The 16,184-nt window shown below is 58.6% G+C and carries 17 protein-coding genes; 9 read left to right on the top strand and 8 right to left on the bottom strand.

Translation table 11 applies throughout. The annotated features are described in order from the left end of the window. Window positions 1-154: 154 nt before the first annotated feature. Complete coding sequence (locus RGM3321_RS22670) at window positions 155-1,105, top strand: LysR family transcriptional regulator (protein WP_244394913.1); 951 nt, start codon at window positions 155-157, stop codon at window positions 1,103-1,105. Here RGM3321_RS22670 and RGM3321_RS22665 read toward each other — a convergent pair. Next, a complete protein-coding gene (locus RGM3321_RS22665; RefSeq protein ID WP_003316061.1) occupies window positions 1,059-1,244 on the bottom strand; it encodes a hypothetical protein in 186 nt (61 codons plus the stop codon). The two genes, RGM3321_RS22670 and RGM3321_RS22665, sit on opposite strands and share 47 nt — an antisense overlap. 256 nt (window positions 1,245-1,500) lie before the next feature. On the opposite strand from RGM3321_RS22665, the gene RGM3321_RS22660 reads away from it, so the two are divergent. Next, window positions 1,501-1,812, top strand: a complete 312-nt coding sequence (locus tag RGM3321_RS22660; protein ID WP_244394912.1) for a hypothetical protein — start codon at window positions 1,501-1,503, stop codon at window positions 1,810-1,812. Window positions 1,813-1,906: 94 nt separating this feature from the next. Here the strand turns inward: RGM3321_RS22660 and hexR are convergent, their stop codons facing one another. After that, window positions 1,907-2,773, bottom strand: a complete 867-nt coding sequence (gene hexR, locus RGM3321_RS22655; protein ID WP_244394911.1) for a transcriptional regulator HexR — start codon at window positions 2,771-2,773, stop codon at window positions 1,907-1,909. 317 nt (window positions 2,774-3,090) lie between these two features. Between hexR and uvrD the strand changes: the two genes are divergently transcribed. The 3 genes from uvrD to RGM3321_RS22640 all read left to right on the top strand — a co-directional run bounded on the left by uvrD (window position 3,091) and on the right by RGM3321_RS22640 (window position 6,859). Next, a complete protein-coding gene (gene uvrD / locus RGM3321_RS22650; RefSeq protein ID WP_244394910.1) occupies window positions 3,091-5,274 on the top strand; it encodes a DNA helicase II in 2,184 nt (727 codons plus the stop codon). A 201-nt stretch (window positions 5,275-5,475) separates the two neighbouring features. Next, on the top strand, window positions 5,476-6,321 hold the full coding sequence (locus tag RGM3321_RS22645) for a Tim44 domain-containing protein (RefSeq protein ID WP_244394909.1): 846 nt from the start codon (window positions 5,476-5,478) through the stop codon (window positions 6,319-6,321). Between the two features lie 130 nt (window positions 6,322-6,451). Beyond that, on the top strand, window positions 6,452-6,859 hold the full coding sequence (locus RGM3321_RS22640) for an SMI1/KNR4 family protein (RefSeq protein ID WP_003316056.1): 408 nt from the start codon (window positions 6,452-6,454) through the stop codon (window positions 6,857-6,859). A gap of 38 nt (window positions 6,860-6,897) precedes the next feature. Here RGM3321_RS22640 and RGM3321_RS22635 read toward each other — a convergent pair whose 3' ends face one another. After that, window positions 6,898-8,661 carry a cation:proton antiporter gene (locus RGM3321_RS22635; protein ID WP_244394908.1) on the bottom strand — a complete coding sequence of 588 codons (1,764 nt, stop codon included), beginning with the start codon at window positions 8,659-8,661 and terminating at the stop codon, window positions 6,898-6,900. A gap of 292 nt (window positions 8,662-8,953) precedes the next feature. Between RGM3321_RS22635 and RGM3321_RS22630 the strand changes: the two genes are divergently transcribed. Then, window positions 8,954-9,439, top strand: a complete 486-nt coding sequence (locus tag RGM3321_RS22630; RefSeq protein WP_002555921.1) for an acyl-CoA thioesterase — start codon at window positions 8,954-8,956, stop codon at window positions 9,437-9,439. Window positions 9,440-9,487: 48 nt separating this feature from the next. Here RGM3321_RS22630 and pdxY read toward each other — a convergent pair whose 3' ends face one another. Beyond that, on the bottom strand, window positions 9,488-10,354 hold the full coding sequence (pdxY, locus tag RGM3321_RS22625; RefSeq protein WP_244394907.1) for a pyridoxal kinase PdxY: 867 nt from the start codon (window positions 10,352-10,354) through the stop codon (window positions 9,488-9,490). 118 nt (window positions 10,355-10,472) lie between these two features. On the opposite strand from pdxY, the gene RGM3321_RS22620 reads away from it, so the two are divergent. Further along, window positions 10,473-10,865: a DUF3301 domain-containing protein gene (locus tag RGM3321_RS22620; RefSeq protein ID WP_004659125.1), complete on the top strand. Its 393-nt coding sequence runs from the start codon at window positions 10,473-10,475 to the stop codon at window positions 10,863-10,865. A gap of 130 nt (window positions 10,866-10,995) precedes the next feature. Here the strand turns inward: RGM3321_RS22620 and RGM3321_RS22615 are convergent, their stop codons facing one another. After that, window positions 10,996-11,967, bottom strand: coding sequence for a CobW family GTP-binding protein (locus tag RGM3321_RS22615; protein WP_244394906.1), 972 nt, complete (start codon window positions 11,965-11,967; stop codon window positions 10,996-10,998). 52 nt (window positions 11,968-12,019) lie between these two features. Here RGM3321_RS22615 and RGM3321_RS22610 point away from each other — a divergent pair, with 52 nt between their 5' ends. Beyond that, the gene (locus RGM3321_RS22610; RefSeq protein ID WP_244394927.1) at window positions 12,020-12,394 is read left to right on the top strand and encodes an NADH:ubiquinone oxidoreductase; all 375 of its coding nucleotides are present in this window, start codon (window positions 12,020-12,022) and stop codon (window positions 12,392-12,394) included. 4 nt (window positions 12,395-12,398) lie between these two features. On the opposite strand, the gene RGM3321_RS22605 is transcribed toward RGM3321_RS22610, so the two are convergent. Both RGM3321_RS22605 and zigA read right to left on the bottom strand, forming a co-directional pair. After that, window positions 12,399-13,049, bottom strand: coding sequence for a DUF1826 domain-containing protein (locus RGM3321_RS22605; RefSeq protein WP_244394905.1), 651 nt, complete (start codon window positions 13,047-13,049; stop codon window positions 12,399-12,401). Then, a complete protein-coding gene (zigA, locus tag RGM3321_RS22600; RefSeq protein ID WP_244394904.1) occupies window positions 13,049-14,260 on the bottom strand; it encodes a zinc metallochaperone GTPase ZigA in 1,212 nt (403 codons plus the stop codon). The genes RGM3321_RS22605 and zigA overlap by 1 nt, the downstream gene beginning before the upstream one ends. Before the next feature lie 140 nt (window positions 14,261-14,400). Here zigA and RGM3321_RS22595 point away from each other — a divergent pair, with 140 nt between their 5' ends. Next, complete coding sequence (locus RGM3321_RS22595; RefSeq protein ID WP_244394903.1) at window positions 14,401-14,784, top strand: glutamine synthetase; 384 nt, start codon at window positions 14,401-14,403, stop codon at window positions 14,782-14,784. 5 nt (window positions 14,785-14,789) lie between these two features. On the opposite strand, the gene RGM3321_RS22590 is transcribed toward RGM3321_RS22595, so the two are convergent. Next, the gene (locus tag RGM3321_RS22590; RefSeq protein ID WP_244394902.1) at window positions 14,790-16,016 is read right to left on the bottom strand and encodes an N-acetylmuramoyl-L-alanine amidase; all 1,227 of its coding nucleotides are present in this window, start codon (window positions 16,014-16,016) and stop codon (window positions 14,790-14,792) included. Window positions 16,017-16,184: the final 168 nt, after the last annotated feature.

Raw genomic sequence — 16,184 nt, 5'->3', positions numbered from 1 at the left:
TCCCTCGACCCGTTTTTGTAACAGGGCATGTGACTGAATGCCGCAGGGACACCCTATGCCGAATCAAGGATTAACAAAAATGAGTAAAAGTTGGGAGATACATAAGTAAAAGCTTATAGTTGAACCTTCTTGCCGTCTCTGGAAGCTTTTATAAATGCGTAAGTCATTGATGCGTATGACATTGCGTCAGCTGCGTATTTTCAATGAAGTATGCGATCTGCGCTCATACAGCCGTGCAGCCGAAGAGATGTCTCTGACGCAGCCTGCCGTCAGCCTGCAGATTCGCCAGCTTGAAGAGCTGATCGGCCAGCCGCTGTTCGAATACGTCAGCAAAAAGCTCTACCTCACTGAGGCGGCGCAGGCACTGCAACTGGCCAGCCGGGATATTTTCGGACGCCTGGAAAGTCTGGACATGCAGCTTTCGGACATGCAGGGCTCGCTGCAAGGCCAGTTGAAGCTGGCGATTGAATCCAGCTGCAAGTATTTCATTCCTCACCTGTTCGCTGCGTTCAAACGCCAGCACCCGGAAGTCAGCCTGAGTCTGATGGTGGTCAATCGTGCACAGGTCATCAGGCGATTATCGGACAACCGCGATGATCTTGTAGTGATGTCAGCGGTGCCGCTGGATATGGGCCTGGAGTTTCTACCCTTTCTCAACAACCCGATTGTCGCCGTAGCACCGCCTGACCACCCGCTGAGCAGCCTTGCGACGTTGAATTTGAAAGACCTGGAGCCCTGGCCGCTACTGACCCGGGAAACGGGGTCGGGCACACGCCGGGCTTGCGAGGAGTACTTCAAAGAGAAACGCGTGTATTTCACGCAGACGCTGGAGGTGTCTTCCAGCGAGGCGCAACGCGAATGTGTGGTCGCCGGGCTGGGCCTGGCGATTCTGACGCGGCATGCGGTCTGCCAGGAACTCGCCACCGGTGCTCTCGTGGAGCTACCCGTGGCGGAGTTGCCGCTGTATCGAAGCTGGTGCGTGGCTCAGGCCAGAGACAAACGCCTGTCACCCGTGGCTCATGCCTTTCTTGCGTTCATCCGCACCGAACGTGCGCAGATCAGCCAGCTTGTCGAGCGTTTCGACGGTCGACCGCGGGCAACTTGATAGTCTGCCAGACGGCGTTATCCATGCCATCCATGTAGTCACACAGCTCCTGGTTAAGCTGACGCGCTTCGCTGTAGCTCTCGATAGCCCGACGAAACTCCATGCGGCGCTGGTCTTCCTGCTGACGGCGGGTTTTCACGGTACTGGTGGGTAAATCATCGTAATGCCGAGCCATATCCTGTCTCCCAATACGTTTTGTGGGAGCACCAGAATGGAGCGCGACGGTGACAATCAGGCGGCATGCAGATGACGAATCGATGAACTTTCGTTCAGCGCTCATTAAAAGAAATCTCAAAAATATATATGTATTGCCGCTCGTTGGCGCGCCAGACACAAACTAGCCCTGCAAGACGCAACTCACAAACCAAATAACTTATTAGCAAGGAGCTACCCCAATGACTATCAAAAGCAAAAACTGGATTGTGCGTGATGACAGGACGCCAGATGTGAATACCCTGACAGTAGCTGGCCTCGTCCCCACAACCGCCAGCAACGCGTTCCCCTTGCTGACTCTCAGCAGCCGACAGAGTGAAGCAGGCCAACTGAACCTGGACCTGACTTACAAGGCAGGAGATTTCGGTCTGCAAATTCTGAGCGAGGCACCGGTTATATACACCCAACCCAGCGATACAACCATCACCACCGTCTGCATCTATCAAGACGAAGAGTTGCTGGAAAACATTGATGAGCTGACTGTTATACAGTGATCAAAAAGTAACAGATTCAGTAAAGCTCTCGCCAGACGCCTCAGGGTTTCCGGGGGAAAGCTTTATTCGTCGCATTAGCTGACTGCTAACGTCGTCAGTCTTCGTGAGTCTTTATCGACTTCGGCGACAGACGCAAGCCACGCAGGCTGCGCTTGACGCTCTTGAGGTGATTGACCAGGCTCGGGCCGCGGGCCATTGCCACGCCCATCGCCAGCACATCAATCACCACCAGGTGCGCGATACGGGATGTCAGCGGCGTGTAGATTTCGGTGTCTTCATGTACATCGATGGCCAGATTGACCGATGACAGCTCGGCCAGCGGCGTCTGGCTTGGGCACAGGGTAATCAGCGTTGCGCCGCTCTCGCGGACCAGATTGGCGGTGATCAGCAAGTCCTTGGAGCGCCCCGACTGGGAAATGCATACCGCGACGTCTGTCGGCTTGAGCGTGACCGCCGACATCGCCTGCATGTGCGGGTCGGAATACGCCGCCGCGGTCAGCAGCAAACGAAAGAACTTGTGCTGCGCATCGGCAGCCACTGCACCGGAAGCGCCAAACCCATAGAATTCGACCCGATTGGCCCCGGCCATAGCCGTGACCGCCAGCTGCAAAGCATGTGGGTCAAGGTTTTCGCGCACTTCCATGAGCGTGTGCAGGGTAGTGTCGAAAATCTTCAGGCTGTAGTCGGCGACCGAATCGTCTTCGTGAATCGCGAACTGGCCGAAACTCGCACCCGCGGCCAGACTCTGCGCCAGTTTGAGCTTGAGGTCCTGGAACCCGGTGCACCCAATGGCGCGGCAGAAGCGCACGATGGTTGGCTCACTGATGCCGACGCTGTGCGCCAGATCCGCCATGGAACTGTGCATCACAGCCGCAGGGTCAAGCAGCACATGATCGGCAACCTTAAGCTCCGATTTGCGCAGCAAATTACGTGACTGGGCGATGTGTTGCAGCAGATTCAAGGGGCAGACTCGGCAAGGGGAAGATGGGCTGGGTTGTAGCTTTCTTGTAGTTATACTACATGACCTGCAAACCGCCCAGTTAAACGACGCTGAAACCTGTTACACGGGCCCTGAATGGGTGAATCGAAAAAAATTGTGGGAATAATCCTACATTAAGCAGAATCCTGCGCCAGGCCTGCGAATGACCAGTCTTCAAAGTCGACTGACCGCGTTCGACCCTGCACCGCACGACGACCGGTCGTCAGCACCCGGGCATTTTTATTGCCTGACGCAAAGCATGGTTTGCCCGTCATGACGCAGCACCCTAGAATGCGCGGATGCGCGATGATCTCTCTCTTCTTCTGAATTCCCTCAACGATGCCCAACGTCAGGCCGTAGCCGCCTCATTGGGTCGTCAGTTGGTCCTGGCCGGTGCTGGCTCCGGCAAAACCCGTGTGCTGGTGCATCGCATCGCATGGCTGATGCAGGTCGAGCAAGCCTCCCCTCATTCGGTCCTGTCGGTGACGTTCACCAACAAGGCTGCCGCCGAAATGCGCCACCGCATCGAGCAACTGATGGGCATCAGCCCTGCCGGCATGTGGGTGGGCACCTTCCACGGCCTGGCCCACCGCCTGCTGCGGGCGCACTGGCAGGAAGCCGGGCTGGTGCAGACCTTCCAGATTCTCGACAGCGATGACCAGCAGCGCCTTGTAAAACGCGTGATGCGCGAACTGGGCCTGGATGAACAACGCTGGCCTGCGCGTCAGGCCCAGTGGTTCATCAACGGCCAGAAAGATGAAGGCCTGCGCCCGAAACATATTCAGGCCAGCGGCGATCTGTTCCTGACCACCATGAAAAGCGTCTACGAAGCCTACGAGGTCGCCTGCCAGCGCGCTGGCGTCATCGACTTCTCCGAACTGCTGCTGCGCGCACTCGACCTGTGGCGCGATAATCCGGGTTTGCTTGCGCATTATCAGCGTCGTTTCCGCCATGTATTGGTGGATGAATTCCAGGATACCAACGCCGTGCAGTACGCGTGGCTGCGCCTGCTCGCCCAGGGTGGCGACAGCCTGATGGTGGTCGGCGACGACGATCAGTCCATTTACGGCTGGCGCGGCGCGAAGATCGAGAACATCCACCAGTATTCCTCTGACTTCCCGGACACCGAAGTCATCCGCCTTGAGCAGAACTACCGCTCCACGGCGAGCATTCTCAAGGCTGCCAACGGCTTGATCATCAATAACAGTGGTCGCCTGGGCAAGGAATTGTGGACCGACGTCGGCGATGGCGAGCTGATCAATCTGTACGCCGCGTTCAACGAGCACGATGAAGCGCGTTACGTGGTCGAGACCATCGAGAGCGCGCTGAAAACCGGTATTTCGCGCAACGACATCGCCATTCTGTACCGCTCCAACGCCCAGTCGCGAGTGCTTGAAGAAGCCCTGCTGCGTGAGCGTATTCCGTACCGCATCTACGGCGGACAGCGCTTCTTCGAGCGTGCCGAAATCAAGAACGCCATGGCCTACATGCGCTTGCTGGAAGGCCGTGGCAACGATGCGGCACTGGAGCGGGTGATCAACGTGCCGGCGCGCGGCATCGGTGAAAAGACCGTCGAAGCGATTCGCGAGCATGCGCGTCATGCCGACGTCTCCATGTGGGAAGCCATGCGCCTGCTGGTTGCCAATAAGGGCCTGACCGGACGCGCCGCCACTGCCTTGGGCGGTTTCATCGAGCTGATCGAGAACCTGTCGGCCAAGGTCATGGAGATGCCGCTGCACCTGATGACCCAGACGGTTATCGAGCAGTCCGGGCTGATCACCTATCACGAGCAGGAAAAAGGCGAGAAAGGCCAGGCGCGGGTAGAAAACCTTGAGGAGCTGGTCAGCGCTGCCCGTGCCTTCGAGAATCACGAAAGCGAAGAAGACCTGACGCCGCTGGCAGCGTTCCTCGGGCATGCCTCACTGGAGGCCGGCGACACCCAGGCGCAGGAGCATGAAGACAGCATTCAGTTGATGACCCTGCACAGCGCCAAGGGGCTGGAGTTTCCACACGTGTTCCTGGTGGGCATGGAGGAAGGGCTGTTCCCGCACAAGATGAGCCTGGAAGAGCCGGGGCGCCTGGAAGAAGAGCGACGCCTGGCTTATGTCGGCATCACCCGCGCCATGAAACAGCTGGTCATGACCTACGCTGAGACGCGCCGTCTGTATGGCAGCGAAACCTACAACAAGGTCTCGCGTTTCGTACGCGAGATCCCGCCAGCGCTGATCCAGGAAGTACGCCTGTCCAACAGCGTGAGTCGCCCGTTCGGCGGCACTCCGAAGTTTAACAGCAGCAGCCTGTTCAACGGCACCGGCATTCCGGAAACCGAGTTCACCATGGGCCAGCGCGTACAGCATGCAGTGTTCGGCGAAGGCGTGATCCTCAACTTCGAGGGCGCTGGCGCTCAGGCACGGGTGCAGGTCAACTTCGCCGAAGGCAGCAAGTGGCTGATGATGGGTTATGCGAAGCTGGTACCTTTGTAGGCCGGTCAACCATCGTCCATACGGCCTTGGCTATCGCTCCCACGCTCGAGCGTGAGGAACGATAGCCAAGGGCGCATCTTACGAAGCGCGCTGAAAAGTCCTACGCTGTTTATGTAAAAGTCCGAAACACTAACGCGCTGGTCATGTCGCCATCCGCTGTGCAACATGGCGCGCGTGCAATCACAAAACGGGAATACCCTTATGCAACGTTTTCTAAGCATCGCGATGGCGCTGTGCATCGGGCTCACCATGAGCCTGGATGTGAACGCCGCGCGCTTCGGTGGCGGCAAGAGCATGGGCTCGGCGCCTACGCATCAGACACGTCAGGCCGCGCCTTCCACACCTGCGGCAGCGCCTAACGCTGCGGGTCGCCCTGCCGCTGCGGCAAGCGGTGCTTCGCGCTGGCTGGGCCCATTGGCCGGTATCGCTGCCGGTGGCCTGCTGGCATCGATGTTCATGGGTGACGGCTTCAACGGCCTGCAACTGTTCGACATCCTGATCATGGGCCTCATCGCCTTCCTGATCTTCCGCTTCATTGCGCGTCGTCGTCAGCAGCAACAGCCGAAAATGGCCGCTGCCGGTGCGCCGTCGTACCAGCGCGAAACCAGCCAGCCTGCGCAGAACCCGATCTTCGGCAGTTCTTCCCCGGCCTCCGCTGCGCCAGTGATCAACGCACCGGCCTGGTTCAACGAACAGCGCTTCCTGGACGCTGCCCGCGGCCACTTCCAGTCGCTGCAGGAGCACTGGGACGCCAACGAGATGGACAAGATCGCCGAGTTCGTCACCCCGCAAATGCTGCAATTCCTGAAAAAGGAACGTGCAGATCTGGGCGACGGCTTCCAGTCGACCTTCATCGAAAACCTTCAGGTTCAGCTGGACGGTGTGGATGATCGTGCCGACAAGACCATTGCCACCCTGACCTTCTCGGGCGTGTCCAAGACGTCGCGTTTCGATCAGGGCGAAGTGTTCAGCGAAAGCTGGAACATGGAACGTCCGCAAGGCGATAACCAGCCTTGGCTGGTGGCAGGAATTCGCCAGAACGGTTGAACCAGAACCCGTTCTCGCGTTCAGAACCCCGGACATGTCCGGGGTTTTTGTTTATCCGTTCGGATAGTTATTTTGAGAAAGGCTTTACGCTACTGTATAACCCGCGCCATCAAGTGAGAGGATCTGTGTCGTGGAAGAAGTCATTGAACAACTGCGTGAAGCAAATGAACCGGTTCCGGTTCCGCTTGAGCTGCCTGACGAAGACCAACTGGTCGAGATCGAGGAACAGCTGTTCATCAACATTCCGTTTGTCTTCAAGGAATTTCTCCTGACAGTCAGCGATGTGGTGTACGGCAGCCTTGAACCCGTCACGGTGACCGACCCGCAGTCGCACACTTACCTGCCAGACGTGGCCGCCACGGCTTGGGATCTGGGCGTGCCACGCGAGCTGATCCCGATCTGTCAGGACGGTGACGACTATTACTGCGTCGAGGAAGACGGCACGGTGCTGCTGTGGTCCGCCGAGGAAGAACTGGTCACCGAAGACAGCTGGGAATCGGTCTGGCACTGGGCTCGGGATGTCTGGCTGGAAAGCTGAGACACCCCTGCTGCGCAGTATTCAAGAATCTCCGGGCCTCAGTGCCCGGAAGATTCCTGATGATTCCCCAGCGTCTCAAGCAACGCGATCTGCATCCGCGTATGCACGCGGATCAGCCAGCGCCACAGCAACGCGGCGACCAGGGCGGCTATCAGTCCAACCACCAGCAGCAGTTCGTTGGCCGGCAGAATGCTTGCCGACAATGCCGCCAGCATCACGAAAATCACCACCAGCGATAACAGCGGAATCACCTCGGCCACGACCTTGCGCACGCGCACGGTATGCCGGCCCGCCATCTCGGGCTTCACGCCCATCTCGGCCAGCAGCATCGACAGTGCCTTGAGCTTGCGATACGCGGCAATCAGAAACGGCAGTGACAGCAGCAGCGCCGCGCCGCATATCCAGGCTTTCTGATGGCTGATGTCGGCCACCCACTCGCTCATGTAGCCGCCAAGACGCTCGGCAAAATAGCCGCCGCTGAAGAAAATCGCCATTACCAGCGCCAGATTGACCCCGACCTGTAGCAGAATCCGCCGGATCATCCCGGCAAGCACTGCACCCTGCCCTTGCGGCTGAATGCTGCGCAGCCACTCGCCGTACATGCCGAACACCCGTGCAACGCGCCGGGGCATGATCGACGCCAGCTTGAGTGACAGCGGATCGGCACCGCGAATCAGGTAGGGCGTCAGCAAAGTAGTAATGGCTGATACCGCCACTGCCACCGGGTAGAGAAAATCGCTGGTGACCTGCAGGGTCATGCCCAGCGCCGCGATGATGAAGGAAAACTCGCCAATCTGTGACAGTCCCATGCCCACGCGCAGCGAAGTACGGCCATCGTTGCCTGCGATAAAGGCACCCAGGCCGCAGGACAGCATCTTGCCCAGCACCACGGCAACGGTAATGACCGCGATCGGCCAGGCGTATTGCAGCAGGATGCCCGGATCGATCATCAAGCCGATGGCCACGAAAAAGATGGCACTGAACATGTCACGAACCGGCTCGATCAGGCGCTCGATTTTCAGCAGTTCACGCGACTCGGCCATGATCGCGCCGATCAGGAAGGCGCCCAGCACCATGCTGTATTCCAGCTTGACCACCAGCAGACAGAAGCCGAAACACAGGCCCAGCACGGTGATCAGCAGCATCTCGTTGCTTTCGAACCTGGCGACATAGGACAACAATCGAGGCACCACGAGGATGCCGACCACCAGCGCCACGATCATGAACAGCGACAGCTTGCCGACCGTGGAGAACACTTCCCCGGAACTGACCGAGCCGCTGACGGCGATGCCGGACAACAGCGCGATGATGCCGATGCCGAGAATGTCTTCCACGATCAACACGCCGAAGATCAACTGGGCGAAGTGCTGGTTCTTCATCTTCAGGTCGTTGAGCGCCTTGACGATGATGGTGGTTGAGGAAATCGCCAGAATCGCGCCGAGAAACAGCGAGTCCATGGTTTTCCAGCCAAAGAACTGCCCGATCTCGTAGCCGATCCAGATCATCAGGGCAATTTCCAGGAAAGCCGCGATGAACGCCGTCGCACCGACCTTGAACAATTTGCGCAGGCTGAATTCCAGCCCCAGGCAGAACATCAGGAAGATCACTCCCAGCTCGGCCAGAATCTTGATGGTGTCCTCATCGTGAATCAGGCTGACCGGTGGTGTATGCGGACCGATGATGAAGCCCGCTACGATATAACCAAGCACCACTGGCTGCCTGAGGCGATGAAAGAGGATGGTTACCACGCCGGCCACCAGCATGATCACTGCCAGGTCCTGAATGAAATTGATGGCATGCATGGGGGTACGGCTCCTTGTGGGTGATGACTCCTCGAACCGCTGGCGCTGTTCTAGCAACGGCGTCGGCTGGTAATTGCGCCATCAAAATCGGATGAAAGCGTAGGAAAATTCCCGATCCACGGGTTTTTGCAGGTTAACACCGCCCCCTTCGACATAAAGCCGGTGCAATATATGGAAACAGATAGTTATGACGCGTGACGGCCGCCTGCTGGCCAGCGTCCCGATAACTGTCACAAGCCCCTTGAGCGCCAGGATAGGCGTCCCTTGAACACCTTGACCGTGTGAGTACGCTATGGAACCCGGAAACGCCCAGCTGTCGATGACTGTATTGATGACCCCGGACATGGCCAACTTCTCTGGCAACGTACACGGCGGCACGCTGCTCAAGTACTTGGACGAAGTGGCCTACGCGTGTGCCAGCCGCTACGCCGGACGCTATGTGGTAACGCTGTCGGTGGACCAGGTGATTTTTCGCGAGCCGGTGCATGTCGGCGAACTGGTGACCTTCCTTGCGTCGGTCAATTACACCGGCAACACCTCCATGGAGGTGGGCATCAAGGTGGTTACCGAAAACATCCGCGAGCGCTCGGTACGTCATTCCAACAGCTGCTTCTTCACCATGGTTGCCGTGGACGACAATCGCAAACCCGCCAGCGTACCGCCTCTGGAACCGGAAACCCCGGAAGGCAAGCGTCGTTTCATTCAGGCGCAACAACGCCGCCAGATTCGTCAGGAACTGGAAAAGCGTTATCAGGACATCAAGGAAGAAGCCTTGTAAGGGACAGGCTCAGACATGGATGCCTGAGCCCTCGGTTGCATCTGAAGGTTACAGACGCACAGCGTCGAACTTCACCCGTGGATGCGCGATGCGATCCTGGGCGCGCACCAGTTCCAGCTCGTAACTGCCGCAAGCCTGCGTTTCGAGCAGCACTTCGTGGACTGCTGCTGCGGTGAATTCGAACGCTGAAACCAGATCGTCGCCCAGTAAAATGCGTGACAGGAACAACCCGGACGTCAGATCCCCCACGCCGACCGGCTGACGCGGAAACGCCAATAGCGGGCGACGCAGGTGCCAGCTTTCCTCGGCGGTCACCAACAGCATTTCAAAGCCGTCGGCAGCCTTGCCGGGGTAATCAAGGTGTTTGACGACAACCGCTTTGGGACCCCGCGCCAGCAAGCCCCGCGCCATCGCCAGGCAGTCGGCCAGCGATTCGGGCTTGCGGCCCGAGAAGCTGTCCAGCTCCAGTTGGTTGGGACACATGAAGTCCGCCATGGCCGCAGCCTCTTCCAACAGGAAGTCACTGACTTCAGGCGCAACGATGCAGCCTTTTTCTGGATGACCCATCACCGGATCGCACAGGTACAGCGCCTTGGGATTGGCAGCCTTGATGCGCGCCACGCCGGTCAGAATCGCCCTGCCCTGCGCCGCACTGCCCAGATACCCGGACAGCACGGCATCACAGTTGCCCAGCTCGCCGATGGCGGCTATCCCGTCGATCAGTGCGGGAATCTGCTGCGGGGCCAGCACTTCGCCTGTCCACTGCTTGTATTGCGTGTGGTTGGAGAACTGAACCGTATTGAGCGGCCAGACATTGACCCCGATACGCTGCATCGGGAACACCGCCGCGCTGTTGCCGGCGTGGCCGAATACCACATGGGACTGGATAGCGAGCAAGTGAGGCGTACGTTTCATTGGGGGCGGAATCCTGAACACGATGCAAATGCAATAATGAGAAATATAAGTTGCGCAGTATGGCTGTAAATCACTCAGGGCAGTTAAGCTGATAACTCCTACGCTGGAGCACTCCGTCATGCTGACCCTGGGAAACATCTTCGTGCTGATGCTGTTCGCAAGTGCTGCGGCCTGGTGGTGGCACGCCCATGGTCTGCGAGAAAAAGCGCTGGCGCGCGTCAAGCAGCATTGTGCACGCCTTGAACTGCAATTGCTGGACGACGCCGTTGCCCTGCGCCGCCTGACCTTTGCCCTCGACGCTCAGGGTCGCAAGCGGCTGGCCCGCGTGTATGGCTTCGAGTTCACGGTGACCGGCGAGCAGCGTCACCCAGGCACGATTACCATGTTCGGCGCGCACACTGCGCAAATCGAACTGGCACCCTACCCATTTGAAATCAAGACGCCACCACCCAGCGCTGAAATTATTCAAATGAGCGAGTGGCGTCAATCGCATCAGAAATGGAAGCAGTAGCCGCGCACGCCTGTCGTTGCGGCGCTCCAGCGCTTATGCATAAATCCGACTGACTATCGTGCCAATGCTCCGCGTTGGCATGCTGTTCCGGACGCTCTGCGTCCTGCCCTCAGCTACCCACTGGCACCCGTCACGCCAGACACTCCGCCATCTGCGCCTGCAACTTACCCACATCCTGAACGGTGAAAAAGATCAATTCCAGACGTGAATCCTGACGCCACTCGCTGACTTGCCAGGCTATCGGTGCGCCATCAACAATATTCCCGGAATACCAGCCACCCTCGCTGTGGATAACCATCTTCGCCCGCCGCCACGCAAAGCTTTCCAGCCAATACAGCACGCGTTGCAAATCGAACCGCTGCGAGGGATGCCAGCGCCAGCCGATGCTCCAGCCTACAGCGCTGGCCTGACTCAGGCAGATCGGTACCTTCGGGTCGACCCATAGCGCGGGCAACTGGCCAACGCTGTTGGGCAGCATCAACTTATCCACAGCCTGTTTATCCACAACGGCATCACTGGTGAACCCCGGTACCTGGCTCGGGTGCAGCTCTCCGTATCGGGTCCAGATCAAGGCGTGCGGCAGCAATTGTTCGGCCAGAGCCCGGCGAGAGACTTCATCCAGTTGCTCGGACTTGTTCATGACCACAAGCCCTGCATCCGCCAGTGCTTCCTGCTGAGTGCTCGGCAACGGTTGTCCGGCGAGCATTGCTTGCGCATCCAGCACCACCACACCGGGCTGAACATTCAGGACGCCGCGCCAGGGCGCCTCGCGCAATTGCGCCATGAGTTGTGCAGGATGACCCAGCCCCGAAGGCTCGATCAGCAGACGATCAGGCCGGGCCTTGCGCAACAAACGCCCCAGACCGATCTGGAACGGCACGCCATTAACGCAGCACAGGCAGCCGCCAGCCACCTCGCCAAGTGCGATACCATCGGCATCCGTGCTCAGCAACGCGGCATCCAGACCAATCTGTCCGAACTCGTTTATCAACACGGCCCAGCGTTCATGGGCGGGTTTCTGCGCCAGCAGGCGTTTGATCAGGCTGGTCTTGCCGGCGCCCAGCGGGCCACCGATGACATGCGTCGGTATGTTTTGCAGCATGGGATCACTTTTGACGAATGCGTGGGTCATTGAAGAGCAAGGAAGGGTAATGATGCAAGTGATGTGGCTGCCCGCCCGCCTGGCACTGATGCTGCTGGCGGTGAGTTCGGGTACGGCGTGGGCTGAGGCGTGTCTGGTCCACAGCCAGGCCGAAAGGCTTGATGTGAAAGTCTGCCAGGAAAATATCAATATCCCGGCAGACCTGTTCCACGACAGCTTCTGCAAGCCACAACTGGCCGGGCAGAAGACCGAAACGACCTACTCGCAACAGTGTCCGGCAGGTGCCTTCGGTGTCTGCCGCAACGCGCAAGTCGCCAATCTGCCGTATCGCGAGCACATCCACTATTACGGGGTGGCCCGTGACGCGCTGTACCTCAAGCCCTTTTGTGAAGGCCAGAGCAAGGGGCAATGGGTAACCCCTGAATAAAGTTTCAGTCCAGCCAGTCCAGCGTCAGAATCAACCTGCGCTCGTTACGCAGCAGTTGCGGCGAGCGATGGATCAAACCGAACCCCTCGTTACCGTGCCAGCGTTCACCCTTGAGCAAGGCCACTTCCCCGCTGTTGATCTGCTGGATGTCGGCGGCATTGGTGGGCTCGGCATCAAGGCGACCGAGTTGTTTGCGGTCCATGACGTCTTCGGGCAGCCACTGGCTGCCCACCCCGCCATAAGTGGTGATGAGGCGCACCGGCACATGATCGACATGGAAGCGTGGACACATGGCCTTGTCGAGTACCCGCAGGCGTAGACCGACCCACTCGGCGCCCAGCAAACAGGCGTAAGCGCTGACCAGCCAGGAAACGTCGGCAATGAAACCCTGATACCCCTGTAGATCGGAATATCCCCGGGCCAGCGTGGTCAGGTCAGGCTCGACTTCACCACCCCTGACTTGCAGGGGCATGGACTCGGCAAGGGGCTCGCCCATCGACAGCAGCAAAGCACCGAAATCTTCGATGTGCGCAGGCAATTGACGCTGCCAGAGCGCAAGGTTGACGCCGTCCTGCAGAATCTCGCTCAACACATCGGGCGTATCACCCTGCGCCTGACGGACTGTGGTTTCAGGTTTAAAACGATAGGCCAGCATCAGGCAGCCACCTCTTCTTCGTACCAGTCGCCAAAAGGATCGGCCAGCGTGCGCCAGCGCTCGACACCCGCCGCCATCTCGGTATCAGTGAGCAGGCATTTGTCCAGCTCGGCTGTCAGCAGGGCAAAATCAATGTTCTGACCGATGAACACCAGTTCCTGACGGCAGTCGCCGGTTTCAACTGACCAGTTCTCCAGAATGGATTTGACGCTCGCCTTGTCCTCTGGCCAGCTGTCGCGGGTCACGAAACGCCACCAGCGGCCGGCAAAACCATGGCGCATCAAGCCGCCCGCCTGCGACCAACTGCCTGCATCCTTGTATTTGCTGGCCAGCCAGAAGAAGCCTTTGGAGCGCAGCAGCTTGCCATTGGTCCACGGGCGATTGATAAAATTGAAAAAGCGCTCCGGATGAAACGGGCGGCGAGCGCGAAAGGCGGTTGATGCGATCCCGTACTCTTCGGTTTCCGGCATGTGTTCGCCGCGCATTTCCTTTAGCCAGCCCGGTGCCTGAGAAGCTCGCTGGAAGTCAAAGCGTCCGGTATTGAGAATCGTCGCCAGCGGAACCTGACCCATCACCATAGGCACGATTTCGGCATCGGGGTTCAGGCGCGTCAGAATCGCTATCAGCTCCTCACGCTCACTGGAACTGATCAGGTCAATCTTGCTGAGCAGGATGACATCGGCAAATTCGATCTGCTCGATCAGCAGGTCGGTAATCGAGCGGTCATCATCCTCACCCAGGCTTTCACCGCGCGTGGACAAGCCGTCAGCCGCTTCGTAGTCGAGCAGAAAATTCACGCCATCTACGACGGTAACCATAGTGTCCAGACGCGCCAGGTCCATCAGGCTTTTGCCAGCCTCGTCACGAAAAGTGAAGGTCTCGGCCACTGGCAGTGGCTCGGAGATTCCAGTGGATTCGATCAATAAATAGTCAAAACGACCGTCCTGAGCGAGGCGACTGACCTCTTCGAGCAAGTCCTCGCGCAAGGTGCAGCAGATGCAGCCATTGCTCATCTCGATCAACTTTTCTTCAGCACGGTTCAGGCTGACATCGCGCTGAACTTCGCTGCCATCGATATTGATCTCACTCATATCGTTGACTATTACAGCAACCCGCAGGTTTTCACGATTGCGCAGCACATAATTGAGTAAAGTGCTTTTACCGGCCCCTAGAAAACCGGACAGAACGGTAACGGGTAGAAGATTTGCCATCAGGATTCTCCAGGCAGCTGCAAGGCTTGAACCTTGTTCATGTCGGCTGCAACGAATGCCTCAGGCAGCCGGCTCTAATCACATCGAGATGTTATAGTATAACAACACACAATAGCTACGGGCTTGGTGAAGGGATCTTCATGAGACGGGTTTCAGCAGGTCTGTTGGCGATGTTGATCAGCGCACACTTGATGGCAGCACCACCCAGGCCTTCTGCCGACCTCGCCACTTGTACGCGTAGCGCGGCGGTACTCGCCTGCAGCGATGCGCAAGGCAACCGCTACAGCGTTGCCACGGCCGGATCAACGACCTGGCTAAAAGGGTATGAGGTGCTCGACAAGCGTCGCTGGGCTCAGACCAACAGTCGCTATGGCCAGCTGACATTTTTTACCGGGCTGGCTTCCAATGGCGAAGCCTGGGTAGGCACTGTCCAGCGCGTGGGCTGGACAACAATCACGCGGGTGTCCAGCTCAAGCGGTACGCGTAGCAAGATCACCTGCAGCCGGCTGAACGGCTGCCGTTGAACTGATCAGACCTGCTGTTCCTGCTTCTGCGCTTGCAGCCAGGCCATGTGCGAATCCACTGGCGGGTTGCGCTGGAAATAGCGCTGCAGGCCATCGAACAAGCCATCTGCAACGGCCTGCTGGTGGCGCGCTGTGACCAGACGCTGACTGTCTCGACTGTTGGAGATAAACCCGGTTTCGACCAGAATCGACGGTACGTCCGGTGATTTGAGCACGGCGAAACCTGCCTGCTCCACACGCTTCTGATGCAGCGTGGTAATGCCTTCCAGACTGCCGAGGACGGTGTGGCCCAGTTGCAGGCTGGCTGCAATGGTAGCGTTCATCGACATGTCGAGAATCACCCCGGCGAGCATCGGGTCCTTGTCCTTGAGGTTGAGCAGCGACGTGGCACCCAACAGGTCGGCACCGTTTTCCCGCTGCGCCATGAAACGCGCCGTCGCAGAGGTTGCACCGCCTTCGGAAAGGGCAAACACCGAAGCACCAGAGGCTGTCAGACGAGGCGCTGCGTCAGCATGTACGGAGATGAACATGTCGGCGTTGGACTTGTGCGCGAACTCGACGCGCTTGCGCAACGGTACGAAGAAGTCATCGTTGCGCACCAGACGCACGTCGAAACCCTTCTCGCGCTTCAACCGTTTGGCCAGCAACTGCGCGATGGAAAGCACCACATCTTTTTCGCGTTCGCCCCGCGAACCTACAGCGCCCGGGTCCTTGCCGCCATGACCGGCATCGACCACCACCATGATGTCGCGCCCGGTGTGCGCCTTGTTGGTCTGGATCGGGACAGGCACCGGTGGCGGCAGCTCAGCCATTTGCACAGGCGCATGTGCCGTGGAGCTCATGTCCAGCACCAGCCGGTGCCCTTGCCCGCCTTCCGGGCCGAGCAGGAAACTGTTGAGCTGCACTGGCGCGGTCAGGTCCAGCACGATGCGCGTGTCGTCACCCTGGCCATAGTGCCCGGAGCGAATGGATTTGATAACGGTACGGTCCAGCGCCAGCTGGCTGAAGTCGCCGGTCAGCCGCGAACCGCTGACATCGATGATCAGGCGGTCGGGGGCGGTAAGCGTGAAGGTTTTATACTGCACCGGGCCGCTAAGGTCGAGAACCAGCCGCAGCTTGTCGTTGGTACGCCATAGGCGGGCGTTACGGATCTGTGTGGCATACGCACCCAACGGCAACGTCAGGGCCGCGCTGGCCAGCAGCATGTTGAGCAACACTTGGCGTCGGTGCATGGAACGTCTCAAAGAGCAAATTGAGCATCCTGGCTCACGAAGGGTTCATCCAGATCATTAGTAACAATATAACATGCAGTTACGAACGAAATATGAAGCCCTTCATGAAGATTCCGTCATCTGGCGCGCCGCCAACGCGACAAAAAATCACCGCCTTCAAACAGAATG

The sequence above is a fragment of the Pseudomonas sp. RGM 3321 genome (genome assembly GCF_022836805.1).
GTDB lineage: Bacteria > Pseudomonadota > Gammaproteobacteria > Pseudomonadales > Pseudomonadaceae > Aquipseudomonas.
This window is presented reverse-complemented; position numbering and strand designations above follow the sequence as displayed.